Below are 24,882 nucleotides of genomic sequence, written 5' to 3'. Positions count from 1 at the left end.
GGCGAAAATATGGCGATATTCGGGCGAGGCCGCCTTAATCCCTTGCGCTGCCTTATTCCTGCCATTATTTAGACAAGCGAACCGGGGATCAAAACCGGTCTCGACGCTCTCCCTCCTGGGGTGCGTGACATTCGCTGAAGAAGGACATCACACTATGCGTAAGATCATTCTTGCTGCCGCGATCGCCACCTCGGCCCTCGGCCTTGCTGCTTGCTCGGGCGAAACCGCCACCGAAACCGAAGAAGCCACCGACGCGATGGCTGCTGACGCCGAAGCCAACGCCGACGCCGCTGTCGACGCTGCTGCTGAAGCCACCGACGCTGCTGGCGAAGCCGTTGAAGGCGCTGCTGACGCTGCTGCTGCGACCGCGACCGAAGCTGCTGACGCCGCTGCCGCGACCGCTGAAGAAGCCGCCAAGGCTGCCGAGTAATCGGATGTGATCCGCGCTGCTCCGGCGGCGCGGTCATGAAGAAGGGCGGTGCCGCGAGGCGCCGCCCTTTTTTCGTGGCTCTTTTTGCGGTGTGGCGGGCTTAGCCGCCGGTGCCGTAGGGCGCGCTGGCCCAGTTGCGCACCGGGCTTTGCTGGGCGCGCACGGCGAACCCGTCATACAGCGCGCGGGCAATCGCCGCGATCCGCTCTTCGCGGGCCTGCTTCGATCCCTGACCGGTCACGTAGATCGCCACGGCGATGGTGCGCCCGTCGGGACATTCGATGATTCCGACGTCGCTCGAGGTGTTGTTGAGCGAGCCGGTCTTGTGGCTGACCCGCGCTTCCAGCGGGATGTGTGCCGGAATGCGGCGCTTGCCGGTCACCGTGCGGCTCATCGCCCCGAGCAGCACCTGACGGCTCTGCTCCGACAGGAATTCGCCCTTGTAGAGCCCGGCGAGCAGCCGCACCATCGCGCGCGGGGTCGCCGCGTCGCGCTTGTCGATGTGATAGGCCGGGTTGTATTCGCCATCATCGCGCACCAGCGTCGCGATATCGCGGTTGATGCTGAATTCCTTGATCCCCTGGCGGCGCATCCAGTCGTTGACGACGCCCGGCCCGCCGACTGCGGCGAGCAGCGCATCGGTGGCCGGATTGCTGGACCGGGTGATCATGATCTCGATCAGGTCGATCGCGGGCATCGCCTGCCCGGCGCGCACCGGCGCCTTGGCCGTGGAGAACTTGGCGGACGCCACCGGCATCATCAGCGGGAATTCGGATGTGAGCGAAAAGCGGCCCTTTTCGACCATTTCGAGATAGGTGGCAGCGACTGCAACCTTGCTGGTCGAAGCCATCGGGAACAGCTGATCGCCAAGTACGGCGATTTCCTCGCCCGTCGCCAGATCGATCGCGGCGACCCCGATGCGGCCCTGTGCAGGGTTGGCAAGATCGGCGATCCGCTGCTCGAAGCTCGAGGCATAGAGCGCCTCGAACGACTGCGGCTGGCGCACCTGCGTGCCGAAAGCGCTGTCGAAACTGGCCTGAAGATCATCGTTACCCGCGGCTGCCGGCGTGGCAAGCACCGCAAAAGCTGCGGCAATTCCGGTCACGGAGGCAAGGAAACGAGGTCGTGCCATAGAGACAGGCTACTCCATCAGGGTTTCGGACGGCTTAACGGACATATCCTAGTCACGGGCGATTCCCCGCCGCAAGCATTGATTGGCAATCCTGCGGCCAATCGAGCCCCTGCCGCGACCGGGAAACGAAAATCGGGGTCAATGCCGGTCCTCGACGCCAATCGCCGGTTCGTCGATTGGCGGCTGGCAACCTCCCGGGCGGGCTTGACTGCGCGGACGTTAAGGGCAGTCTGCCTGTCAAGCATTTGCCACAGGGGACTCCATGACCAACATCGCCTCGCTGCGCGCCTCGCGCGCCGTTCTTTCCGCCATGCTGCTGTCGGCCTCGGGCGCTGCGCTCGCGCAGAGCGTGCCGATCGTCCAGCCCGGTGCGCCGGGGCAGGCGACCCGCACGCTGTCGGCCGAGCAGGCGACCAAGCTGGCGCAGGCGAGCTACACCGCGGCTGACGTCGCCTTCATGCAGCACATGATCGTCCACCACCAGCAGGCGCTGGACATGGCGGTGCTGGTCAAGGACCGCACCAATGCCGAGCAGATCATTGCCGTGGCGGGCCGGATCGAAGCCAGCCAGGCGGACGAAATCGCCTTCATGAAGGGCTGGCTCAAGGAACGCGGCGAGCCGGTCGAAGACCCGATGATGAAGGGCCACGGCGAACACCTGCACCACATGATGCAGGGCATGGCGAGCCCCGAGGATATGAAGGCGCTGGCCGATGCCAAGGGCATTGATTTCGATCGCCAGTTCCTGACCCTGATGATCGCCCACCACCAGGGCGCGGTCGAGATGGTGCAGAAGCTGTTCCGCGAAGAAGGCACTGCCTCCGACCCGGTGATGTTCCGCTTTGTCGCCGATATCGAGAACGAGCAGAACGGCGAGATCAAGCGCATGGACAAGGTGCTCGCCAAGCTGTCGGAAGACCCGCGCACCGGCCTTGCCGCAGGCTTCGACAACGCGGGCGAAGCGATCATGGGCCTGACCAAGATCGCCAGCCTCAGGAAGCCCGCCGGCTTCTTCAATCCTGCCAACCCGGCCGATCTGCGTCCGCCCGCAGCGCCGAGGAAGAGCAAGGACGATAAGAAGGACGAAGCTGCTGCCACGCCCGCGCCCGAGGCAACGCCTGCTGCCGCGCCCGCCGCTGCTGCTCCGGCTGCGACCCCCGCCGCCGCAACCCCTGACCGCGAGGAAGAGGACAGCCTCACCGAACTGTCGGAACGCTCGCCGCTGCTCGATTTCGCCAACACCGACATGGCGTTCTTCGACGACATCATGATCGCCGGCTCCTACCACGGCTTCAACATCTACAAGATTGGCACCGATGGTGTGCCGAACCTGATGAGCTCAGTCGTCTGCCCCGGCGGGCAGGGCGATGTCTCGGTCGTCGGCAAGATCCTCGTGATGAGCGTCGAACAGACCCGTGGCCGTGTCGATTGCGGCCTTCAGGGCGCGCCGGGCAAGGTCAACGAGGAGCGTTTCCGCGGCCTGCGCATCTTCGACATTTCCGATCTCACCCGTCCGGTGCAGGTCGGCGGGGTGCAGACCTGCCGCGGCAGCCACACGCACTCGGTCGTCAGCGCCGATGACAAGCGCATCGTCGTCTACAACTCGGGCACCGCCAACATCCGCGAGGAAGAGGAACTGGCGGGCTGCATCGGCGAAATTCCGGGCGACACCCGCACCGCGCTGTTCTCGATCGACGTGATCGAGATCCCGCTGGCCGATCCGTCCAAGGCGCGCATCGTCAAGAGCCCGCGCGTCTTCGCCGACGAGAAGACCGGCAATATCGCGGGCCTGTGGACCGGCGGCGATCACGGCGAAGGCACGCAGCGTACCGCGCCGACCGACCAGTGCCACGACATCACCGTGTTCCCCGCGCTCAACATCGCGGCGGGGGCGTGCTCGGGCAACGGCATCCTGTTCGACATCAAGGATCCGCTCAACCCCAAGCGCATCGATGTCGTCACCGATACCGGCTTTGCCTACTGGCACTCGGCCACCTTCAACAATGATGGCACCAAGGTGATCTTCACCGACGAATGGGGCGGCGGCGGGCGGCCGCGCTGCAAGGCGTCCGACCCCAAGACCTGGGGTGCCAACGCGGTCTACGATATCGTCGATGGCAAGCTGGTGTTCCGCGCGCACTACAAAATGCCTGCGCCGCAGAGCGACAAGGAAAACTGCGTCGCCCACAACGGCTCGATCATCCCGGTTCCGGGCCGCGATCTGTTCGCGCAGGCGTGGTATCAGGGCGGCCTTTCGGTGATGGACTTCACCGACAGCGCCAACCCCAAGGAAATCGCCTATTTCGATCGCGGGCCGATTGATGCCAAGCAGATGGTGCTGGGCGGTTACTGGTCGATCTACTGGTACAAGGGCCACATCTACGGCACCGAGATCACCCGCGGGATCGACGTGTTCAAGCTCGCCCCGACGGCCGACATGACCGAGGCCGAGATCGCTGCCGCCAACGCCGCCAAGTACGAAGGCGGGCGCTTCAACCCGCAGACCCAAACCCGCGTGACGTGGGACAAGGCTGCGATCGATGCAGCCGAGGCCAGCCGCAAGGGCGGATAACCGGACCTCGACGCCCCGCCATCTCCCCGCCGCACACCAGCGGCGGGGGCAATCCCGCGCCCCCCCCCGTCATCACTAGACGGTGATGCACGACTGCAACGATTCCCGCCTGAAATGGCGTCGCCCTAAAGCTGCGCGTTGAGGGAGGAATCGCATTGTGACAATCACAACACAGGCCCAGAGCCCAAAAACAACAAATGTTTGCGCGGTCCGCGTAACAGGAGGAAATGCATGAAGATCCCAACCGCATCACGCCCCGTTCTTCGTCATCTGCTGCTCGCTGGCACGGCTTCGGCCCTGCTCGCCGGCCCCGCGCTGGCCCAGCAAGCCGCGCCCGCTGAAGACGAGACGGTCGAAGGCAACGTCATCATCGTGTCGGCCACCAAGCGCGACACCACCATTCAGGACGTGCCGTTCTCGATCAACGCCCAGACCCAGGAAGACATCCAGAAGTCCGGCGCAGTGACGCTCGAAGACCTCTCGCGCAATGTCGCCGGTCTCAACATCCAGAACTTGGGGCCGGGCCAGAGCCAGGTCTCGGTGCGCGGCATCTCCGCGGGTCAGGTCGTCCGTGACCAGCCCGGCGTTAAGGAGCAGGTCGGCGTCTATCTCGATGAATCGGTGATCTCGCTGTCGCTGTTCACCCCCGATCTCGACCTGTTCGATCTCAACCGCGTCGAAACCCTGCGCGGGCCGCAGGGCACGCTGTTCGGTTCGGGTTCGGTCGGCGGCACGATCCGCTACATCACCAACCAGCCGACCCTCGGTGTGACCGAAGGTCAGGTCGAAGCCAACCTCAACGCTATCGACGGCGGCAATGTCGGCGGCAGCATCAAGGGTGCGATCAACGTGCCGCTGAGCGATGTCGCGGCGATCCGTGCGGTGGGTTACTACACCCGCTTCGCCGGCTTCATCGACGCGCGTGGCCCCGGCGGCGGCGAGAACATCAATGACGGCGAGCGTTACGGCGGCCGCATTGCGCTCACCTTCGAGCCGAGCGATGATTTCTCGATCACGCCGCGCATCGTCTACCAGAAGGTGTCGGCCAACGGATTCAACCGCCAGGAGATTTACAACCTATACGCCAACCCCTTCACCACCACCCGTCCGGCGGTGCAGTTGGGCGAGCGCGAGCAGTATCTGCAACTGCGCGAAGCCTTCGAGGACGAGACCTTCATCGCCGACCTGACCGTCAAGGTTGGTCTGGGCGACATGGATCTTACCTCGGTCACCTCCTACATCAACCGTGACATTCTGGTGAGCCGCGATGCCAGCGCGCTGACCGGCTCGGTCTCGGTCGATCTCGGCTATCCGGATGCGGCGGTGCTGCTGCCTTCGAACCTGCGCGACACCACCGACCTCAAGACGGTCACGCAGGAAGTCCGGCTGGCATCGGACTATGACGGTCCGTTCCAGTGGCTGATCGGCGGCTTCTATTCGGACGTCGAGCGCAACTACGCCCAGCGTCTGCCGACCCCGGGTTATGATGCCTTCACCGATGCGGTGCTGGGCGCCGGCACCTCGGCCGCGGTGGCCAACGGGTTCCCGGCCAACTCGCCGTTCAACTCCGACCTGCCGTTCGATATCAAGCAGATCGCGATCTTCGGCGAACTGACCTACGACATCACCGATGCGCTGACCTTCACGGCTGGTGGTCGTTACTACGACTTCGAGGAAACCCGCACCATCACCAGCGGCGGCCTGTTCGCCAACGGCGATACCGGCGTGGTGGACGAAACCGCTTCGGACGGCTTCACCCCCCGCTTCCTGCTGAGCTACGAAGTCAGCCCCGATGTCACCATCAACGCCCAGGCCTCGCAGGGCTTCCGGCTGGGCGGGGTCAACGATCCGCTCAACACCCCGCTCTGCAATGCGCAGGATCTGGCGCTGTTCGGCGGCTTCCAGGACTATGGCGATGAAAAGCTGTGGAACTACGAACTGGGCGTGAAGACCCAAGGGACGGGCTTCACCTTCAATGCGGCCGCGTTCTACAACGACATCAGCAACCTGCAGGTCACGCTCGATGCCGGTAGCTGCTCGTCGCGTATCGTGTTCAACGTGCCTGAAGCCCACGTGGCCGGGGTCGAAGCGGAAATCGGTGTCAGCCCTGCGGCCGGTCTGAACTTCAACCTCAGCGGCAGCCTGCTCGAATCCGAATTCGACAGCACCCTGCCGGGCGCGCTGGCCGGGGCGACCGGGATCCGCGAAGGCAACCGTCTGCCTTCGGTGCCGGAGTTCCAGATCTCGGCGAGCGGTAGCTACGAGTGGGATCTCAACGATTCCACCACGGCGTTCCTGACCGGTTCGGTCCAGCACGTCGGCACGCGCTACACCCAGCCGTCGGATCAGGAAAACAACCCGCGCACCTTCGTCCATAACCTGCCGTTCGGCGGGGCTCCGGCGGGGTCGGCGACCACGGTGAACCTGCTGCTGCCCGACTACCAGCTGGTCAATCTCAGCGCCGGTGTGGAACTCGACAGCGGCCTGTCGCTGACCGCCTATGTCAGCAACCTGTTCGATGAAAACCCGCTGCTCTCGTTCGACCGGGAACGTGGCGGCCGCGCACGGCTTGGCTTCAACATCGGCCAGCCGCGCACCTTCGGCATCACCGCGCGCCAGTCGTTCTGACGCGCGGCACGGCGGCCCGCGGCGATCCGCGGCGGGCCACCTGCTGATGGCATAAAGAAAACCCCGGCGGAGCGATCCGCCGGGGTTTCTTTTTGTTTGGCTCTGGGCTGGATCGACCCGGGCGAAGCCCGTGTCGTCAGTCGGAGCTGCGCTCCGCTGGCCGGCCGCGGGCGAGTGCTGAGCCAGCGTCGCTGGCTCAGCCCGCCCTAGCGGCTTAGAACCCCATGCCGCCCATGTCGGGCATGGCGGGGGCGGCCGGCTTGTCTTCCGGACGCTCGACGATCGCCGCTTCGGTGGTGATCAGCAGGCCGGCGACCGAGGCCGCATCCTGCAGCGCGGTGCGGACGACCTTGGTCGGGTCGATCACGCCGGCCTTCACCAGGTTTTCGTAGGTGTCGGTGGCGGCGTTGAAGCCCTGCGTTTCGTCATTCTCGCGCAGCAGGTTGCCCGCAACGACCGCGCCATCATGGCCGGCGTTCTGGGCGATCTGCTTGATCGGGGCGGTGATCGCCTTGCGGATGATGTCGATGCCGCGGGTCTGGTCTTCGTTCGCGCCCTTGAGGCCTTCGAGGGCCTTGGTGGCGTAGAGCAGCGCGGTGCCGCCGCCCGGAACGATGCCTTCCTCAACCGCAGCGCGGGTCGCGTGGAGAGCGTCGTCGACGCGGTCCTTGCGCTCCTTCACTTCGACTTCGGTCGCGCCGCCAACCTTGATCACGGCCACACCGCCGGCGAGCTTGGCGAGACGCTCCTGGAGCTTCTCGCGGTCGTAATCGCTCGAGGTGTTGTCGATCTGGGTGCGGATCTCGGCGACGCGCGCCTTGATGTCGTCAGCCGAACCGGCGCCATCGACGATGGTGGTGTTGTCCTTGTCGATCGAGACCTTCTTGGCCTGGCCGAGCATGCCGACGGTGACGTTCTCAAGCTTGATGCCGAGGTCTTCGGAAATCATCTCGCCCTTGGTCAGGATCGCGATGTCCTGCAGCATCGCCTTGCGACGATCGCCGAAGCCCGGAGCCTTCACGGCCGCAACCTTGAGGCCGCCGCGCAGCTTGTTGACCACGAGGGTCGCCAGCGCTTCGCCTTCGATGTCTTCGGCGATGATCAGCAGCGGACGGCCCGACTGCACCACAGCTTCGAGGATCGGCAGCATCGACTGCAGGTTCGACAGCTTCTTCTCGTGGATCAGGATGTAGGGGTTATCCAGTTCCACGGTCATCTTGTCGGGGTTGGTGATGAAGTAGGGCGAGAGGTAGCCGCGGTCGAACTGCATGCCTTCGACGACATCGAGTTCGAACTCGAGGCCCTTGGCTTCTTCGACCGTGATCACGCCTTCCTTGCCGACCTTTTCCATGGCCTGGGCGATCTTTTCGCCCACTTCCACGTCGCCGTTGGCCGAGATGATGCCGACCTGCGCGATTTCCGAGCTGTCCGACACGTCCTTCGAACGGGCCTTGAGGTTTTCGACCACGGCGATCACGGCCTGATCGATCCCGCGCTTGAGATCCATCGGGTTCATGCCGGCAGCAACCGACTTCATGCCTTCGGTCACGATCGCCTGGGCGAGCACGGTGGCGGTGGTGGTGCCGTCACCGGCCGCATCGTTCGCCTTCGAGGCCACTTCGCGCAGCATCTGCGCGCCCATGTTTTCGAACTTGTCCTTGAGCTCGATTTCCTTGGCGACGCTCACACCGTCCTTGGTGATGCGCGGCGCGCCGAAGCTCTTGTCGATCACGACATTGCGGCCCTTGGGGCCGAGGGTCACCTTGACGGCGTTGGCGAGGATGTCGACGCCGCGCAGAATACCTTCGCGGGCTTCGCGGCCGAACTTTACGTCCTTGGCAGCCATGATTGTTTCTCCTGAGATTGGGTTGTTGAGTGGAAGCGGAAGGGATCAGGCTATCAGCCGACGATCCCCATGATGTCGCTTTCCTTCATGATCAGCAGGTCTTCGCCAGCGATCTTGACTTCGGTGCCCGACCACTTGCCGAACAGCACGCGGTCGCCGACCTTGACGTCGAGCGCGATGCGGTTGCCGCTATCGTCACGGGCGCCGTCGCCCACGGCGATGACTTCGCCTTCGCTCGGCTTTTCCTGGGCGCTATCGGGGATAATGATGCCGCCAGCGGTCTTCTGGTCGGCTTCGATGCGACGGACCACAACGCGGTCGTGCAGCGGACGAAATGCCATTGATATGACCTTTCCTGTGAGTGGATGAGTTGGCTTGGCACTCTCCCTCTGAGAGTGCCAACGGGGCGCATTTGGGTTTCGCCCGGCACAGAGTCAAGGCGCTGGCGCGAGAAAAGTTTGGGCTTGGTCCAAACCCCTGTTAGAGCGGAATCGGGATCGGCAACAATTAAGCTCCTTACCGGAAGCAAGTGAGGTCGATATGTCGAATGAAGCCCCAGCCACCGACTGGGCGGCTGACGTCAAGCGTTACGTTCCGGCTGCCGATACCGGCGCGATCGCCGGGCTCGTACGCCATTGTCTTGTATCGCTGAATACCCGCGAGGCGCCGATGGTGTCGTTCGGCAAACCGGCCGAAACCCGCAGCGTGCGCGAGAACTTCTGCAAGAAGACGCTCGGCCTGACCGAATCTGATGGCGTGCTTGATGCCGCCATCGCCTCGGTCGGCGCACGGATGAGCGATACCACCTCCCGCCACCGGGTCACGGCCTACTATCTGCTCGCCGAACATTTCGGCAAGGTGGAGCAGCTCGCCGCGGCTGCGGCGGCGATCCCGCCGGCACCGGCGGTCCCGCCGCTGGCACCCTGGACGGCGACCATGTTTGACGGCCCCCCGCCGGGCACCTCCGTCGGCGGCCCGAGCGACGATCTCAAGTTCGCGGCCATTGTTGGTCTGGGCGGCGGGGTGCTGGCGATGGCCGCAGCGGTTGCCAGTACTGCCGGCGGCTGACGCTTCGTTCGCAAACCACCCTCGGCACCGATAACGGCTGCACTGACCGCTTCCGGCCGCATAGCTCTCGAGAGAGCGCCAACACACGGGCCGCGCTGTGTTTCCGGCGGAGCGTGCGTGGCCGCGCGGCCAGACCGACCCGGGCGAGGACAAGGCGGCGGCGGACGGGTGGAAATCACGGTCACGCGCGGCTAAGCATGCTTCGCAAGAGAACCGACCTTCCGGGTTGACCCAGCGTCGCCCCGGAAGGCTCCATTTATGCGAGCGACCGTGACACCTTCCCCACCCAAGCTGCCGCCCAAGCTTGCCGCCCTCAATGACGAGATCAACGTCGCGCACGAGGCGTGGCTGTGGGTGAAGGTCAACCTCGCCTATCTCACCGGCGCGGTCGCGGTGCTGGTGATCGGGGTGATCCTCGCGCGGTTCCTGTCGCGCTGGGCCGACCGCGCGCTCACCCGCAACACCCGCATCGAGCCGACGGTCGCGAAGTTCCTCAGCAACATCATCAAATATGCGCTGTGGGTGGTGGTGGCGATCACGGTGCTGACCCAGTTCGGGGTGCAGACCACCAGCATAATCGCCGCGCTCGGCGGGCTTGCGCTGGCGGTTGGCCTTGCGCTGCAAGGCACGCTGTCGAATGTGGCGGCGGGCGTGATGATCCTGATCCAGCGTCCGTTCCGCGTGGGCGAATATATCACCGCCGGGACCGTGGCCGGGACGGTGCAGGCGATCGGCCTGTTCACCACCGAAATGGTCCAGCTCGACGGGCTCTATGTCATGGTTCCCAATAACGAGCTGTGGAACAAGGCGGTGGTCAACCATTCGCGCATGCCCAGGCGGCGGCTCGAGCTGCTGGTGAACATTGCCTACGAGGATGACCTCAAGGCCGCGAGCACCGCGATGCTTGAGCTGGCGAAGGCCGATGCGCGAGTGCTTGGCGATCCCGAGCCGGTCGCGTTTGTTGCGGCGCTGGCGGACAATTCTGTGCGCGTCGGCCTCAGGGTGTGGTGCAATGCGGGCGATTATCTGCCGCTGTCATGGGCGCTCAACGAGGCGGTGAAGCTGAAGTTCGACGCGCTGGGCATGACCATCCCCACCGGGGTGGCCGCCGCTGCGGCTGCCGCGCCCGCCTCCGCGCCGCGCTAGGCTGCGGTCTCGTAACGCGTCAGCCCCAGCGCATCGCGCCGGATCCAGCGCCACAGCAGCCCGGCAGCGGCAAAGAACAGGCCCAGCGCCAGCCCGATCCATACGCCTGTCCCTTCGAGCGGGGTGAAGAACCCCAGCCCGATGGCGAAGCCGAAGCCCGGCACCCAGTAGCTGAAGATCGCGATCCACATCGGCACCTGCGTGTCCTGAAGCCCGCGCAGCGCGCCCGCGCCTACCGCCTGCACGCCGTCCGCCAGCTGGAAGATCGCCGCCAGCACGAGGTATTGCAGCGCGAAGGCGACCAGCGCGGCATTGGCGGGGGCATAGGGGTCGATATAGACCTGCAGCAGCAGCGTCGGCACCAGCAGCATGGCGAGCGCGGTGGTGCTCATGAACCCCGTGCCGATCGCAATTGCGACCCAGCCCGCGCGGCCCGCCGCAACCCGGTCACCTGCGCCGTGGTGATAGCCGACCCGGATGGTTGCCGCCTGCGCGGTGCCGAACGGGATCTGGAACGCCAGAGCGGCGAGATTGAGCGCGAGCGTGTGCGCGGCGAGTTCCGTCTCGCCGAAGCGCCCCATCAGTAGCGCTGCGACGCTGAACAGCCCGGCTTCGGCCAGCACCGTCAGCGAAATCGGCGTGCCGATCACCATGATCTGCTTGAGCCGCGCCCATTCGGGCCGCCACCAGCGTCCGAAAATCGCGTAGCGGCGCAAGGTGCGGTCGCTGCTGATGACCACGACATAGGCCGCCAGCATTGCCAGCGCGGTGATCACGCTCGATGCGGCCGAACCGGCAAGGCCGAACGCGGGCATGCCGAGATTGCCGAACACCAGCACCCAGTTGCCGAGCGTGTTGGTGCCGAGTGCCAGCAGAGTGATCGCGGTCGCATAGCCCGGCTTGCCCAGCGCGGCGACGAAGATGCGGAACACGCCGGCCAGCACCATCGGGATCATCGCCCAGGCGAGAATGACGAGGAAATCGCCCGCCATCGCTGCAATTGCAGCGTCCTGCCCACTCAGCAGCAGCAACGCCTCACCCGCAAAGGCGATGCCCATGCCGACGAGGCCGAAGGCGACCGCCACCCACATCCCCATCCGCACCGTGCGGCGGATATCGCGCACCGAGTGGAGCTTGCGACCGCGCTCGGCCGCGATCAGCGGGGCGCAGGCACCCACGAGGCCCGTCATTGCCCACACCGTCAGCCCGAAGATCGCGATGCCGAGGCTCGACGCGGCAAGCGGCTGATCGCCCAGCCGCGCAATGAAGATCACGTCGACCGCGTGGATCAGCATCTGCAACAGGTTCGTCGCCGCGAGCGGCACGGCGAGAGCCAGCGTCGCGCGCAGTTCCTGCCCCCAGCTGGGCGTATCGAGAGTGCTTGAGTGCTGCATCATCCTATCGCTGCCCGCGATAAGGCGAGCCGGACCGGATAGGCGCGAGGGCGACGTAAGGGAAGGGCAAAAGGCCGGATGGTGCAAATCCCTCGGTCCAAAGGAAAAGGCGGCGCCATTGCTGGCACCGCCTTCCTTTGTTTCCGGTAACCGATGCGGCTTACTGGGCCGGGTCGTTCTTGCTCATGCCGGCGGATTCGAGCCCGATCGTCTTGGCGACGTCGGCACGCACCTTGTCGTTGTGCTCGGTGACGGTCATCAGGTCCTTGCCGTCCTTGTCGAGCAGCATCGCGGGCTTGCCCGAGCCGGTCGGCGAAAGGCGCACCATCAGCGGACGCGGGCTGAGCGTGTTGCTCGCGCCGTTGCCGCCATCGACCACGCCGCCGATGATCCCGCCGGCAAGGATGTTGCCGAAGGTCGAACCGGCGAGGCGCGACTGGATCAGGACATAGACCGGCTCGTAACCCGGCTTGCTGATGTCGACACGGGTATCCGCGCCGCGCTTCAGTTCAAGCGTGCAGGGCGAGGTGCACTTGAGCCCGTTCAGGAACACCACGTCGGCCCCGGTCGGGTCGGTCGTGGTGGTGTAATCGATGTTTGTGCCGTTCATCACGGTGGCACAGCCGCTCAGCGAGACGCCCGCCATGGCGGCGAGCGCGAGAGTCTTCCATTTCATTGATTTTGCACCCCTCTCCCAAAGGATCCCGTTGCAGGATCGCTTCCGGTGTTAGCTTGCGGCAGGGGCGAGTAAACAAAAAAGGCGCCGCCATTGCTGGCGACGCCCTTCTTTTGATCCGGTGTAACCGGAAAGGCGCAAGGTCGCGCCTTTCGCGCTTACTTGAGCTCGACGGTGCCGCCGGCTTCTTCGATCTTCTTCTTAACTTCTTCGGCTTCAGCCTTCGAAACGCCTTCCTTGAGCGCCTTCGGAGCCGATTCCACGAGGGTCTTGGCTTCGGTCAGGCCCAGGCCGGTGATGGCGCGGACTTCCTTGATCACCTGGATCTTCTTGCCGCCGTCGCCGGTCAGGATGACGTCGAATTCGGTCTGCTCTTCAGCAGCCGGGGCGTCGCCGCCGGCAGCCGGGCCAGCAGCCACAGCAACAGCAGCAGCAGCGCTCACGCCCCACGCTTCTTCAAGCGCCTTGGCGAGTTCGGCGGCTTCGAGCACGGTCAGCTTCGAAAGTTCTTCAACAAGCTTGGCAATATCGGCCATGATGGTTCACTCCAAATTGTGGCGGGGCGAAAATGCCCCAAGATTGTTTCGTCTGGCGAAAAACGTCTCTTAGGCTGCCTTGTCCGCGTAAGCGGCGAACACACGGGCGACCTTCGCGGCGGGCGCGGTAACGACCTGGGCGATCTTCGTCGCCGGGGCGTTGACCAGACCGATGAGCTTGGCGCGCATTTCGTCGAGGCTCGGCATCGTGGCAAGCGCCTTGATCCCGGCTTCGTCGAGGACGACCGAACCCATCGAACCGCCGACGATTTCGAGCTTGTCGTTCGACTTCGCGAAGTCGACAGCGGCCTTGGCAGCCGCGACCGGGTCAGTCGACCAGGCCAGCCCGACCGGACCGGTGAGCATGTCACCAAGCCCGACATAGTCGGTGTTTTCGAGGGCGAGCTTGGCGAGACGGTTCTTCGCAACCTTGTAGGACGCACCAGCATCGCGCATCTTGGTACGCAGGTCGGTGGACTGAGCCACCGTCATGCCGAGGTTACGGGTGACAACCACCACGGCAACCTCGTTGAAGACCGCATTGAGCTGGGCAACCGCGTCGGCTTTCTGCGAACGATCCATGCCATACTCCTTCACATTTGACCGCAGACGGGAATGGCTCCCCGCAAGCGGCCGGCTACGTTTGTCCGCGCGCGAAAGCCTTGCGGCCCCGAACACGGGCGAGTCCGTCGATAGGGAAGGAGGGTGTGCCATCAGGCACGGGCAGGGCAGACCCTTGCAAGGCTGCCCGGCAAAATCTCGTTTCCCCGTCTAGGCTGGAAATTAAGAGAGCCTGATTGCTCTCACCAACTGTCTCGGACGGATGACCGGACAAAGCACGAGGCCCGCCGGTCGGGGCGGGCCTTTAGGGGATCAGGCGCAAGAGTCAAGCAATTTGGGCTTACGCGTCCTCGATGCGGTAGCTCAGCAGGTCGCTCGGCTGGCACTCCAGCTCGCGGCAGATTGCTGCGAGGGTGGAGAAGCGGATCGCCTTGGCTTTGCCGGTCTTGAGGATCGACAGGTTGGCGAGAGTGAGGCCGACCCGCTCGGAGAGGTCGGTCAGCGTCATGCGGCGGGCGTAGAGCAGGTCGTCAAGCTTGACCATGATGCGGGCTCCTTCGAGGTCGTCGTTGATCGGGGGCATCACACGGTCCCTTCCAGGTCTTCGCGCATCGCGGCGCCGTGGCGGAACACGCGGGCAAGGATGAACAGGATGATGATCAGCAGAATGCCGCTGAGGTCAAAATCGCCGTTGGCCTCGATTTGGGCATCCTCACCGAACTTCCGTGCGAATTCGCCAAGCTGGAGGGCGAAGGGAACGGCCGCCAGAACCAGCAGCTGGACCCCGAGCATCAGCCACGCCATCAGGCTCAGCCGATCGGCATTGTCGGGCACGAAGGGATCGCCTTCGCTCACCGTGTTGATGATCGCCCGAAGCTTGCCGAAGAACACGAACAGCGTGGCGACAATCGCCAACCCGACCAGCAACACGCCGAAACTGGCGAAGAGCGGCAGGGCGAGATCGGCGTGGCCGGTCTCGGCAGCGATTTCGGCCTCGATCGTGTCGCGGCTGAACGCCAGCGCACCGGCGACAAGGACCAGCACGAAGGCGCCGAAGCCCATCGCGCCTTGCATCAGGACGGTAATGACCTTGCCCGCCAGCAGCAGGAGGTCGGTGGATTTGTCGGACTTGATCATGGCTGTGTTCCTTCTGGCGAATGTCAGGCGAAGACCGGAAGGTCGAGCGCGGCGGGCGCCGCAGCCTCCGCCGGGGGAACGGTGACGATCGCGCCGATCGACACAAGCGAGAGAACCATCGCGGCGCAGGCGGCGAGGGCGGAGTTGGCAATGCGGGTCATATCGTTTTCCTTTCTAGAGCACATTGTGATTCGATAAATGCTCTCTAATCCGATTCGCGGCTTATCGTCAATCAATAATATTGAAAAACGATATTGAGCGCGTTGTTTTGCGGTAAACGGCCAAACGCGCCCCCTTGCCGCGAAACCGCGGCGTTGACACCGGGCGGGGGCAATCCTACATGCGCCGCTCGCGTCAGCTTCGAGCAAGACTGATTCATGCGCGGGGATCGGTCTGGGAATGGAAGCGGCGCCACGCCAATTCGCGACGCAAATCGAAGTGCTGCTGCCAGCCATGCCATCAGAGCAGGGTTGGGCACGCGGCATTTGTGCGTTGGAAATGGCACCTTTCGCGTGGAACGCAGCGAAGTTTTCCCGTCCGCGCGAGCCACTCGTGCGGCCTAATTGAAGAGGCCCAAGTCTCCATGGCAACCAAGGCGAAGCCGCCCGTCATCCGCAGCCGCAAGGCGCAAGGGACCGCTAAGAAGCGCATCCGCAAGATCTTCGGTGACATTCACGAAGTGGTGCAGATGCCGAACCTGATCGAGGTTCAGCGCGAAAGCTACGAGCAGTTCCTGCGTTCGGACAAGGCCACGGGCTATGTCTCCGGCCTCGAGAAGACCCTGCGTTCGGTGTTCCCGATCCGCGACTTCGCCGGCACCGCCGAGCTCGATTTCGTCCACTACGAACTCGAAGAGCCCAAGTACGACACCACCGAGTGCCGCCAGCGCGGTATAACCTATGCTGCCCCGATGAAGGTGACGCTGCGCCTCATCGTGTTCGAGGTGGACTCGGAAACCGAAACCCGCTCGGTCCTCGATATCAAGGAGCAGGACGTCTACATGGGCGACATGCCCCTGATGACGGACAACGGCACCTTCATCATCAACGGCACCGAGCGCGTGATCGTCTCGCAGATGCACCGTTCGCCGGGCGTGCTGTTCGATCACGATCGCGGCAAGACCCACTCGTCGGGCAAGCTGCTGTTCGCCGCCCGCGTGATCCCCTACCGCGGTTCGTGGCTCGATTTCGAGTTTGACGCCAAGGACATCGTCAACGTGCGTATCGACCGCAAGCGCAAGCTGCCGGTCACCGCGCTGCTCTATTCGCTCGGCCTCGATGCCGAGGACATCCTCCACTACTTCTACAACACCGTGTCGTGGGAACGCGCCAAGGACGGATGGAAGATCCCGTTCGTGGCCGAGCAATGGCGCGGTGCCAAGCCGACCTTCGCGCTGGTCGATGCCGCCACCGGCGAGGAAGTGTTCCCGGCCGGCACCAAGATCAGCCCGCGCGCTGCCAACAAGGCCGCCAAGGATGGTCTGGCCGAGCTGCTGCTGCCGACCGAGGAAGTCGTCAGCCGCTATGCCGCCTGCGACATGATCGACGAGAGCACCGGCCGGATCTACATCGAAGCCGGTGACGAAGTGACGCTCGAGCATGTCGAAGCCTTCGACAAGGCCGGCATCGACCGCCTGCCGCTGCTCGATATCGACGAAATCAACACCGGTCCGTGGATCCGCAACACCCTCAAGGCCGACAAGGCCGAGAACCGCGACGAAGGTCTGGAAGCGATCTACAAGGTCATGCGTCCGGGCGAACCGCCGACGAAGGAAACCGCCGAAGCGCTGTTCGAAGGCCTGTTCTTCGATGCCGAACGCTATGACCTGTCGGCCGTGGGCCGCGTGAAGCTCAACATGCGTCTCGGCCTCGATGCCGAAGACACCGTGACCACCCTGCGCAAGGAAGACATCCTTGCCGTGGTCAAGGAACTGGTCGGCCTCAAGGACGGCAAGGGCGAAGTCGACGACATCGACAACCTCGGCAACCGCCGCGTGCGTTCGGTGGGCGAGCTGCTCGAAAACCAGTACCGCGTCGGCCTGCTCCGCATGGAGCGCGCCGTCAAGGAGCGCATGAGCTCGGTCGATGTGTCGACCGTGATGCCGAACGACCTCATCAACGCGAAGCCCGCTGTGGCTGCGGTGCGCGAGTTCTTCGGTTCCTCGCAGCTCTCGCAGTTCATGGACCAGACCAACCCGCTCTCGGAGGTCACCCACAAGCGCCGCGTTTCGGCGCTCGGGCCGGGTGGTCTGACCCGCGAGCGCGCCGGCTTCGAAGTCCGCGACGTTCACCCGACGCACTATGGCCGCATCTGCCCGATTGAAACGCCGGAAGGCCCGAACATCGGTCTGATCAACTCGCTCGCGAGCTTCAGCCGCGTCAACAAGTACGGCTTCATCGAAACCCCCTACCGCAAGGTGGTGGACGGCAAGGTGACCGGCGACGTGATCTACCTTTCCGCGATGGAAGAGCAGAAGCACACCGTCGCGCAGGCTTCGGCCGAGCTGAATGAAGACGGCTCGTTCGTGGAAGAACTGGTGTCGGCGCGTCACAACGGCGACAACCTGATGGCCCCGCGCGAGCACGTGACGCTGATGGACGTGTCGCCGAAGCAGCTCGTCTCGGTCGCGGCCTCGCTCATTCCGTTCCTTGAAAACGACGACGCCAACCGCGCGCTGATGGGTTCGAACATGCAGCGCCAGGCGGTGCCGCTTGTGAAGGCCGAAGCCCCGTGGGTCGGTACTGGCATGGAAGAAACCGTGGCGCGTGACAGCGGCGCGGCGATTGCGGCCCGTCGCGGCGGGATCGTCGACCAGGTCGACGCGACCCGTATCGTGATCCGTGCGATCGGCGATGTCGAACCCGGCCAGTCGGGCGTCGACATCTACACGCTCCAGAAGTTCCAGCGTTCGAACCAGAACACCTGCATCAACCAGCGTCCGCTGGTGAAGGTGGGTGACGTGATCGAACAGGGCGATATCATTGCCGATGGCCCCTCGACCGATCTGGGCGAGCTGGCGCTGGGCAAGAACAGCCTCGTCGCGTTCATGCCCTGGAATGGCTACAACTACGAAGACTCGATCCTGATCAGCGAACGCATCGTGAAGGACGACGTGTTCACCTCGATCCACATCGAGGAATTCGAAGTCATGGCCCGCGACACCAAGCTCGGGCCGGAAGACATCACCCGCGACATCCCGAATGTCGGCGAGGAAGCCCTGCGCAACCTCGACGAAGCGGGCATCGTCTATATCGGTGCGGAAGTGCATCCGGGTGACATTCTGGTCGGCAAGATCACCCCCAAGGGTGAATCGCCGATGACCCCGGAAGAAAAGCTGCTGCGCGCGATCTTCGGCGAAAAGGCGAGCGACGTGCGCGACACCTCGCTGCGTCTGCCCCCGGGCGTGGCCGGCACGATCGTCGAAGTGCGCGTGTTCAACCGCCACGGGATCGAGATCGATGACCGTACCCGTGCGATCCAGAACGAGGAAATCGAACGCCTCCGCAAGGACGCGGCCGACGAACGCAACATCCTCAACCGTGCGACCTACAACCGCCTGCGCGACATGCTGCTGGGCCAGACCGCTTCCGCAGCGCCGAAGGGCCTGAAGAAGGGCATCGAAATCACCGAGGAAATCCTCGATGAGGTCGAACGCCACGAATGGTTCAAGTTCGCGGTTGCTGACGACAATCGTCAGGCGCAGATCGAAGCGGTGAAGTCGCAGTACGACGAAGCCGTTGCGCTGATCGATGCCAAGTTCCACGACCGCAAGGAAAAGCTCGAACGCGGCGACGAACTCGCTCCGGGCGTGCTCAAGATGGTCAAGGTCTTCGTCGCGGTGAAGCGCAAGCTGCAGCCGGGCGACAAGATGGCCGGCCGTCACGGGAACAAGGGTGTGATTTCGCGCATCCTGCCGCAGGAAGACATGCCGTTCCTCGAAGACGGGACTCCGGTCGACCTCGTGCTCAACCCGCTGGGCGTGCCTTCGCGTATGAACGTCGGGCAGATCTTCGAAACGCACCTCGGCTTTGCCGCACGGGCGCTCGGTCACGAGATCAAGAACAAGCTGGAAGAATGGCGCGCTGCCAATCCGAACGCTGCCGAAGATTTCGCCAATGTCGCTCCGCCCGCTGCGGTGGTCGAGCGCCTGAAGGACATCTACGGCGACCAGTACCACGAAGACATCGACAGCCGTTCGACGGCCGAGATCGTGGAACTGGCGGGCAACCTTTCGGCCGGCGTGCCGATGGGGACCCCGGTGTTCGACGGCGCCCGCGAGCCCGACGTGTCGGAAATGCTGATCAAGGCGGGGATCGACTCTTCGGGTCAGTCGACGCTGTATGACGGCCGCACCGGCGAGGCGTTTGACCGCAAGGTGACCGTGGGCATCATCTACATGCTCAAGCTCCACCACTTGGTCGACGACAAGATCCACGCGCGTTCGATCGGGCCGTACTCGCTCGTCACCCAGCAGCCGCTGGGCGGCAAGGCGCAGTTCGGCGGCCAGCGCTTCGGCGAAATGGAGGTCTGGGCGCTCCAGGCCTACGGCGCGGCCTACACCTTGCAGGAAATGCTGACGGTGAAGTCCGACGACGTGGTCGGCCGCACCAAGGTCTACGAAGCGATCGTCAAGGGCGACGACACCTTCGAGGCCGGCATCCCTGAGAGCTTCAACGTGCTCGTCAAGGAAATGCGCTCGCTGGGTCTGAACGTCGAACTCAAGTCGCTGAGCGACGAGGACGACGACGGCGAGATGCTGGAAGCAGCGGAATAAGGGGCGCGGGGTCCAGCACCCCCGCCTCATCCGCCCAAGAGTTTCATCCCACTAAGGGAACACAGTCATGAACGACCTGACCAAATTCACCAACCAGCTGGCGAAGCCCGAAACCTTCGACCAGATCCAGATCGGCATCGCCTCGCCGGAGCGCATCCGCTCGTGGTCCTATGGCGAGATCAAGAAGCCCGAGACGATCAACTATCGCACCTTCAAGCCGGAGCGTGACGGGCTGTTCTGCGCGCGCATCTTCGGCCCCGTGAAGGACTACGAGTGCCTGTGCGGCAAGTACAAGCGCATGAAGTACAAGGGCGTCGTCTGCGAAAAGTGCGGCGTTGAAGTCACGGTGACAAAGGTCCGCCGCGAGCGCATGGGCCACATCGAACTGGCCGCGCCGGTCGCGCACATCTGGTTCCTGAAGTCGCTGCCCTCGCGCATCGGCCTGCTGCTCGACATGCAGCTGAAGCAGCTTGAACGCGTGCTCTACTTCGAAAGCTACATCGTCACCGAGCCGGGCCTGACCCCGCTCGAGAAGTATCAGCTTCTCACTGAAGACGAACTGCTCGAAGCGCAGGACGAGTATGGCGAAGACGCCTTCACCGCCGATATCGGCGCGGAAGCCGTGCGTACCATGCTGATGCAGCTCGACCTCGAAGCCGAGCGCGATGCGCTGATGGACGAGCTGGCGACGACCAAGTCGGCGCTCAAGCCCAAGAAGATCATCAAGCGCCTGAAGGTCGTCGAGAGCTTCATCGAATCCGGCAACCGCCCGGAATGGATGATCCTCGAAGTGATCCCGGTCATTCCGCCCGAACTGCGCCCGCTGGTGCCGCTCGACGGTGGCCGCTTTGCCACCTCGGACCTCAACGACCTCTATCGTCGTGTGATCAACCGTAACAACCGTCTGAAGCGCCTGATTGAACTGCGCGCGCCGGACATCATCGTCCGCAACGAAAAGCGCATGCTGCAGGAAGCGGTCGACGCGCTGTTCGACAATGGCCGCCGCGGCCGCGTCATCACCGGCGCCAACAAGCGTCCGCTCAAGTCGCTGTCCGATATGCTCAAGGGCAAGCAGGGCCGCTTCCGCCAGAACCTGCTCGGCAAGCGCGTCGACTATTCGGGCCGTTCGGTGATCGTGACCGGTCCGGAACTCAAGCTGCACCAGTGCGGCCTGCCCAAGAAGATGGCGCTCGAGCTGTTCAAGCCGTTCATCTACGCCCGTCTGGATGCCAAGGGTCTCTCCATGACCCTGAAGCAGGCCAAGAAGTGGGTCGAGAAGGAGCGCAAGGAAGTCTGGGACATCCTTGACGAGGTGATCCGCGAGCACCCGGTTCTGCTGAACCGCGCGCCGACGCTGCACCGTCTGGGCATTCAGGCGTTCGAACCCGTGCTGATCGAAGGCAAGGCGATCCAGCTGCACCCGCTGGTCTGCTCGGCGTTCAACGCCGACTTCGACGGTGACCAGATGGCGGTCCACGTGCCGCTTTCGCTGGAAGCCCAGCTCGAAGCGCGCGTGCTGATGATGTCGACCAACAACATCCTCTCGCCCGCCAACGGCAAGCCGATCATCGTGCCTTCGCAGGACATGGTTCTGGGGATCTACTACCTCTCGATGGAGCGGCAGGAGAAGCACCCGGAATACATCACCGAAGCCGACGGCACCAAGATCGAGAAGCTGCCGCGCTTCTCGGACATGGCCGAAGTGCATCAGGCGCTGGAAACCAAGGCGGTCACGCTCCACACCCGCATCATCGCCCGCGTTCCGCAGGCCGACGAGACCGGTGTCGTGGCAATGAAGCGCTTCGTCACCACCCCGGGCCGCATGCTGATCGGCGAGTGCCTGCCGAAGAACCACAAGGTGCCCTTCGACATCATCAATCGCCTGCTCACCAAGCGTGAAATCGGCGACGTGATCGACCAAGTGTACCGTCACACCGGCCAGAAGGACACCGTGCTGTTCGCCGACGCCATCATGGCGCTGGGCTTCCGCCACGCGTTCAAGGCCGGCATCTCCTTCGGCAAGGATGACATGATCATCCCCGACGCCAAGGAAAAGCTGGTCGACGAGACCAAGGAACTGGTTGCCGGTTACGAGCAGCAGTACCAGGACGGTCTCATCACCCAGCAGGAAAAGTACAACAAGGTAATCGACGCCTGGTCGAAGTGCGGTGACATGGTCGCCGACGCGATGATGGCGGAGATCAAGGCCCAGCCGATCGATCCCGAAACGGGCAAGGAAGCCCAGATCAACTCGATCTACATGATGAGCCACTCGGGTGCCCGTGGTAGCCCGGCGCAGATGAAGCAGCTCGCCGGGATGCGCGGCCTGATGGCCAAGCCGTCGGGTGAGATCATCGAGACCCCGATCATCTCGAACTTCAAGGAAGGTCTGACCGTTCTTGAATACTTCAACTCGACCCACGGTGCCCGTAAGGGCCTCGCGGACACCGCGCTGAAGACCGCGAACTCGGGTTACCTGACCCGTCGTCTGGTCGACGTGTCGCAGGATTGCGTCATCGTCGAGGAAGATTGCGGCACCCAGAACGCGCTCGAAATGCGCGCCATCGTGCAGGGCGGTTCGGTGATCGCCTCGCTCGGCGAGCGTATCCTCGGTCGCACCGTGGCGGAGGACATCCTCAACGCGGCAACCGGCGAAGTCATCGTTCCGGCGGGCACCCTGCTCGACGAAGCGATGGTGAAGGAAATCGAGGCGGCTGAAGTGCAGTCTGCCAAAATCCGCTCGCCGCTGATCTGCGAAGCCGAACAGGGCGTTTGCGCGACCTGCTACGGTCGTGACCTTGCCCGCGGGACCCCGGTGAACATCGGTGAAGCTGTCGGCGTTATCGCCGCGCAGTCGATCGGTGAGCCCGGCACCCAGCTGACGATGCGGACCTTCCACATCGGCGGCGCGGCGCAGCTCAACGAAACCTCGCACCTCGAGGCGATTTCGGATGGCCGCGTCGAACTGCACGACATGCCGACCATCACCGACAAGCGTGGCCGCATCCTGAGCTTGGCACGCAACGGCGAGATCGCGGTGATCGACGCCGAAGGGCGCGAGCGCGAAATGCACAAGGTGCCCTATGGTACGGTGCTGATGTTCAAGGACGGCGATCACGTGAAGATCGGCGACCGTCTGGCCGAGTGGGATCCGTTCACTCTGCCGATCATTACCGAACAGTCGGGCGTGGTGAAGTATCAGGATCTGGCCGAGGGCATCACGCTCGAAGAACAGGTCGATGATGCCACCGGCATCGCGCAACGCGTGGTGACCGAAAACCGCGCGACGGGCCGCAAGAAGAAGGAAGATCTGCGTCCGCGCCTCACCCTGCTGGGTGAAGGGGACGGGGAAACCGAAGCGGCGCGCTATATGCTCGCTCCGGGCACGACCCTGTCGGTTGCCGATGGTGACACGGTGCAGGCGGGCGACATTCTCGCCCGTGCGAGCCGCGAAGCCGCCAAGACCCGCGACATCACCGGCGGTCTGCCGCGGGTGGCCGAGCTGTTCGAAGCACGTATGCCGAAGGACGTCTCGATCATCGCCAAGATTTCCGGCCGGATCGAATTCGTCCGCGAATACAAGGCGAAGCGCAAGATCGCGATCATTCCCGAGGAGGGTGAACCCGTCGAGTACCTGATCCCCAAGACCAAGGTGATCGACGTGCAGGAAGGCGACTACGTGAAGAAGGGTGACACCCTGATTTCCGGCTCGCCCAACCCGCACGACATCCTCGAGGTGATGGGCGTCGAAGCGCTGGCCGAGTATCTCGTAAACGAGATTCAGGAAGTCTATCGCTTGCAGGGCGTTAAGATCAACGACAAGCACATCGAAGTAATCGTTCGCCAGATGCTGCAGAAGGTCGAGATCACCGATGGCGGGGACACCACCCTGCTGCCGGGCGAGCAGGTCGATCTGGCCGAGATGCTGGAAATCAACGCCAAGCTCGCCAAGGGCAAGCAGGGCGCGACCGGCACTCCGGTGCTGCTCGGCATCACCAAGGCTTCGCTCCAGACCCGCAGCTTTATCTCGGCGGCCTCGTTCCAGGAAACCACCCGCGTGCTGACGCAGGCGGCGGTCGAAGGGAAGAAGGACACCCTGATCGGTCTGAAGGAAAACGTCATCGTTGGCCGTCTCATCCCCGCCGGTACCGGCGCGGGCATGAACCGTCTCCGCGTAACGGCCAACAGCCGCGACGCTGCCCTCAAGGCGGCGTGGAAGAAGCAGCAGGATGCCCTGTCGGCGACCGGCCAGCGCGAAGTCGAACCGGCCGCTGATGCGATCGGCTCGGAAGAGAAGATGAAGGCCGCAATGGCTGCCATGGCGGCCTCTGCCCCGGCGGCCGAAGTTGAGGACGACGGCGAGGAGTAAGTCTCCCCGTCGGCCTCGCGCCAAACATCAGAAGCCTCGCCGGAGCATTCCTCCGGCGGGGTTTTTCTTTGGCTGAAGCGCATTAATCGCTATTGCAACGCGTTCGCAATAAAGATAGATCAGGGGCTCTCCTACCGGAAGACTCAAGCGAGGTCCCATGCCGCAACAGCCCACCCCCTCCGCTACCGCCCGCGACACGATTGCCGCGCTGGCCCGCCCCCCGAGGGTCGAGGCGCTGGGGCCGATTGGTGGGCGCTTCATCCATGCGCTGCGTCTGATCGCGCTGCACGAGCGGGTGGGCCGCGATCCGGTGCCGGAGCTGGCGGTGCGGCTGGGCGGAGTGGAGATCGCCGCCAAAGCGCTGATCCTCGCCCATGCCATCTCCGCTAATTGGCCCGAGAACATCCACGTCTCGCGCTTCTGCTGCCGCTTGATGAGCCATGACGAAGCGACCATCGGGGCCTTCGTCGATGCCGCCGCGCGCGGGGACCGGCTCGGCTTCGAAGATGCCGTCGCCGGGCTGATCCGCCCCGATCGTGCGCCCCGCCTGTGGGAGAATGCGCTCGCGCTGGCGGCAGCAGAACTGCGGGCGGTCTGAACGCTTGCGGGCCGC

The 24,882-nt window shown here is 64.1% G+C and carries 18 protein-coding genes; 8 read left to right on the top strand and 10 right to left on the bottom strand.

Annotated features, from left to right (window positions below; translation table 11 throughout):
- Positions 1 to 154 precede the first annotated feature (154 nt).
- Positions 155 to 430 (top strand): hypothetical protein, encoded by a 276-nt coding sequence (locus tag BG023_RS00630; RefSeq protein WP_069308732.1) that lies wholly within the window; start codon positions 155 to 157, stop codon positions 428 to 430.
- 100 nt (positions 431 to 530) lie between these two features.
- On the opposite strand, the gene BG023_RS00625 is transcribed toward BG023_RS00630, so the two are convergent.
- A complete protein-coding gene (locus BG023_RS00625; protein ID WP_069308731.1) occupies positions 531 to 1,562 on the bottom strand; it encodes a serine hydrolase in 1,032 nt (343 codons plus the stop codon).
- 262 nt (positions 1,563 to 1,824) lie between these two features.
- On the opposite strand from BG023_RS00625, the gene BG023_RS00620 reads away from it, so the two are divergent.
- Positions 1,825 to 4,134 (top strand): DUF305 domain-containing protein, encoded by a 2,310-nt coding sequence (locus tag BG023_RS00620; protein WP_069308730.1) that lies wholly within the window; start codon positions 1,825 to 1,827, stop codon positions 4,132 to 4,134.
- Between the two features lie 231 nt (positions 4,135 to 4,365).
- On the top strand, positions 4,366 to 6,762 hold the full coding sequence (locus tag BG023_RS00615) for a TonB-dependent receptor (RefSeq protein ID WP_069308729.1): 2,397 nt from the start codon (positions 4,366 to 4,368) through the stop codon (positions 6,760 to 6,762).
- A gap of 214 nt (positions 6,763 to 6,976) precedes the next feature.
- Here BG023_RS00615 and groL read toward each other — a convergent pair whose 3' ends face one another.
- Together groL and groES are read right to left on the bottom strand one after the other, a co-directional pair.
- Positions 6,977 to 8,608, bottom strand: a complete 1,632-nt coding sequence (gene groL / locus BG023_RS00610) for a chaperonin GroEL (protein ID WP_069308728.1) — start codon at positions 8,606 to 8,608, stop codon at positions 6,977 to 6,979.
- A gap of 53 nt (positions 8,609 to 8,661) precedes the next feature.
- Positions 8,662 to 8,949, bottom strand: a complete 288-nt coding sequence (groES, locus tag BG023_RS00605; protein WP_069308727.1) for a co-chaperone GroES — start codon at positions 8,947 to 8,949, stop codon at positions 8,662 to 8,664.
- A 199-nt stretch (positions 8,950 to 9,148) separates the two neighbouring features.
- On the opposite strand from groES, the gene BG023_RS14635 reads away from it, so the two are divergent.
- Both BG023_RS14635 and BG023_RS00595 read left to right on the top strand, forming a co-directional pair.
- Positions 9,149 to 9,676 carry a DUF2853 family protein gene (locus BG023_RS14635; protein WP_069308726.1) on the top strand — a complete coding sequence of 176 codons (528 nt, stop codon included), beginning with the start codon at positions 9,149 to 9,151 and terminating at the stop codon, positions 9,674 to 9,676.
- A 258-nt stretch (positions 9,677 to 9,934) separates the two neighbouring features.
- Complete coding sequence (locus tag BG023_RS00595; RefSeq protein WP_083234455.1) at positions 9,935 to 10,822, top strand: mechanosensitive ion channel family protein; 888 nt, start codon at positions 9,935 to 9,937, stop codon at positions 10,820 to 10,822.
- On the opposite strand, the gene BG023_RS00590 is transcribed toward BG023_RS00595, so the two are convergent.
- The 7 genes from BG023_RS00590 to BG023_RS14805 form a co-directional block, all read right to left on the bottom strand.
- Entirely contained in the window at positions 10,819 to 12,219 is a 1,401-nt protein-coding gene (locus BG023_RS00590; RefSeq protein WP_335673842.1) for an MATE family efflux transporter, read from the bottom strand. The two genes, BG023_RS00595 and BG023_RS00590, sit on opposite strands and share 4 nt — an antisense overlap.
- A 157-nt stretch (positions 12,220 to 12,376) precedes the next feature.
- A complete protein-coding gene (locus tag BG023_RS00585) occupies positions 12,377 to 12,892 on the bottom strand; it encodes a PEGA domain-containing protein (RefSeq protein ID WP_069308725.1) in 516 nt (171 codons plus the stop codon).
- 158 nt (positions 12,893 to 13,050) lie between these two features.
- Positions 13,051 to 13,428 carry a 50S ribosomal protein L7/L12 gene (gene rplL / locus BG023_RS00580; RefSeq protein ID WP_069308724.1) on the bottom strand — a complete coding sequence of 126 codons (378 nt, stop codon included), beginning with the start codon at positions 13,426 to 13,428 and terminating at the stop codon, positions 13,051 to 13,053.
- Between the two features lie 69 nt (positions 13,429 to 13,497).
- Positions 13,498 to 14,010, bottom strand: a complete 513-nt coding sequence (rplJ, locus tag BG023_RS00575) for a 50S ribosomal protein L10 (RefSeq protein WP_069308723.1) — start codon at positions 14,008 to 14,010, stop codon at positions 13,498 to 13,500.
- A 319-nt stretch (positions 14,011 to 14,329) separates the two neighbouring features.
- Positions 14,330 to 14,572, bottom strand: coding sequence for a helix-turn-helix domain-containing protein (locus tag BG023_RS00570; protein WP_069308722.1), 243 nt, complete (start codon positions 14,570 to 14,572; stop codon positions 14,330 to 14,332).
- Positions 14,572 to 15,126: a DUF2975 domain-containing protein gene (locus BG023_RS00565; RefSeq protein ID WP_069308721.1), complete on the bottom strand. Its 555-nt coding sequence runs from the start codon at positions 15,124 to 15,126 to the stop codon at positions 14,572 to 14,574. The genes BG023_RS00570 and BG023_RS00565 overlap by 1 nt, the downstream gene beginning before the upstream one ends.
- A 23-nt stretch (positions 15,127 to 15,149) precedes the next feature.
- Positions 15,150 to 15,287: a hypothetical protein gene (locus BG023_RS14805; protein ID WP_190315790.1), complete on the bottom strand. Its 138-nt coding sequence runs from the start codon at positions 15,285 to 15,287 to the stop codon at positions 15,150 to 15,152.
- Between the two features lie 422 nt (positions 15,288 to 15,709).
- Here BG023_RS14805 and rpoB point away from each other — a divergent pair, with 422 nt between their 5' ends.
- The 3 genes from rpoB (at position 15,710) to BG023_RS00550 (ending at position 24,867) form a co-directional block, all read left to right on the top strand.
- Positions 15,710 to 19,900 (top strand): DNA-directed RNA polymerase subunit beta, encoded by a 4,191-nt coding sequence (gene rpoB, locus BG023_RS00560; RefSeq protein ID WP_069308720.1) that lies wholly within the window; start codon positions 15,710 to 15,712, stop codon positions 19,898 to 19,900.
- 67 nt (positions 19,901 to 19,967) lie between these two features.
- Positions 19,968 to 24,269, top strand: a complete 4,302-nt coding sequence (rpoC, locus tag BG023_RS00555) for a DNA-directed RNA polymerase subunit beta' (protein WP_069308719.1) — start codon at positions 19,968 to 19,970, stop codon at positions 24,267 to 24,269.
- 157 nt (positions 24,270 to 24,426) lie between these two features.
- Entirely contained in the window at positions 24,427 to 24,867 is a 441-nt protein-coding gene (locus tag BG023_RS00550) for a DNA-directed RNA polymerase subunit beta' (protein ID WP_069308718.1), read from the top strand.
- Positions 24,868 to 24,882 lie beyond the last annotated feature (15 nt).

Source organism: Porphyrobacter sp. LM 6 (genome assembly GCF_001720465.1).
Taxonomy (GTDB): domain Bacteria; phylum Pseudomonadota; class Alphaproteobacteria; order Sphingomonadales; family Sphingomonadaceae; genus Erythrobacter.
Note: the sequence above shows the minus strand (reverse complement) of the source record. Positions and strands in the feature narration are given on the sequence as shown.

Bases quoted from the DNA above. Each gene is read 5' to 3' on its own strand.
- BG023_RS14635 (WP_069308726.1), top strand. From the start codon at position 9,149: ATGTCGAATGAAGCCCCAGCCACCGACTGGGCGGCTGACGTCAAGCGT.
- BG023_RS14805 (WP_190315790.1), bottom strand. From the start codon at position 15,287: ATGACCCGCATTGCCAACTCCGCCCTCGCCGCCTGCGCCGCGATGGTT.
- BG023_RS00595 (WP_083234455.1), top strand. From the start codon at position 9,935: ATGCGAGCGACCGTGACACCTTCCCCACCCAAGCTGCCGCCCAAGCTT.
- rplL (WP_069308724.1), bottom strand. From the start codon at position 13,428: ATGGCCGATATTGCCAAGCTTGTTGAAGAACTTTCGAAGCTGACCGTG.
- BG023_RS00590 (WP_335673842.1), bottom strand. From the start codon at position 12,219: ATGATGCAGCACTCAAGCACTCTCGATACGCCCAGCTGGGGGCAGGAA.
- rpoB (WP_069308720.1), top strand. From the start codon at position 15,710: ATGGCAACCAAGGCGAAGCCGCCCGTCATCCGCAGCCGCAAGGCGCAA.
- BG023_RS00565 (WP_069308721.1), bottom strand. From the start codon at position 15,126: ATGATCAAGTCCGACAAATCCACCGACCTCCTGCTGCTGGCGGGCAAG.
- BG023_RS00620 (WP_069308730.1), top strand. From the start codon at position 1,825: ATGACCAACATCGCCTCGCTGCGCGCCTCGCGCGCCGTTCTTTCCGCC.
- rpoC (WP_069308719.1), top strand. From the start codon at position 19,968: ATGAACGACCTGACCAAATTCACCAACCAGCTGGCGAAGCCCGAAACC.
- BG023_RS00625 (WP_069308731.1), bottom strand. From the start codon at position 1,562: ATGGCACGACCTCGTTTCCTTGCCTCCGTGACCGGAATTGCCGCAGCT.
- rplJ (WP_069308723.1), bottom strand. From the start codon at position 14,010: ATGGATCGTTCGCAGAAAGCCGACGCGGTTGCCCAGCTCAATGCGGTC.
- BG023_RS00630 (WP_069308732.1), top strand. From the start codon at position 155: ATGCGTAAGATCATTCTTGCTGCCGCGATCGCCACCTCGGCCCTCGGC.
- BG023_RS00585 (WP_069308725.1), bottom strand. From the start codon at position 12,892: ATGAAATGGAAGACTCTCGCGCTCGCCGCCATGGCGGGCGTCTCGCTG.
- BG023_RS00615 (WP_069308729.1), top strand. From the start codon at position 4,366: ATGAAGATCCCAACCGCATCACGCCCCGTTCTTCGTCATCTGCTGCTC.
- groES (WP_069308727.1), bottom strand. From the start codon at position 8,949: ATGGCATTTCGTCCGCTGCACGACCGCGTTGTGGTCCGTCGCATCGAA.
- BG023_RS00550 (WP_069308718.1), top strand. From the start codon at position 24,427: ATGCCGCAACAGCCCACCCCCTCCGCTACCGCCCGCGACACGATTGCC.
- groL (WP_069308728.1), bottom strand. From the start codon at position 8,608: ATGGCTGCCAAGGACGTAAAGTTCGGCCGCGAAGCCCGCGAAGGTATT.
- BG023_RS00570 (WP_069308722.1), bottom strand. From the start codon at position 14,572: ATGCCCCCGATCAACGACGACCTCGAAGGAGCCCGCATCATGGTCAAG.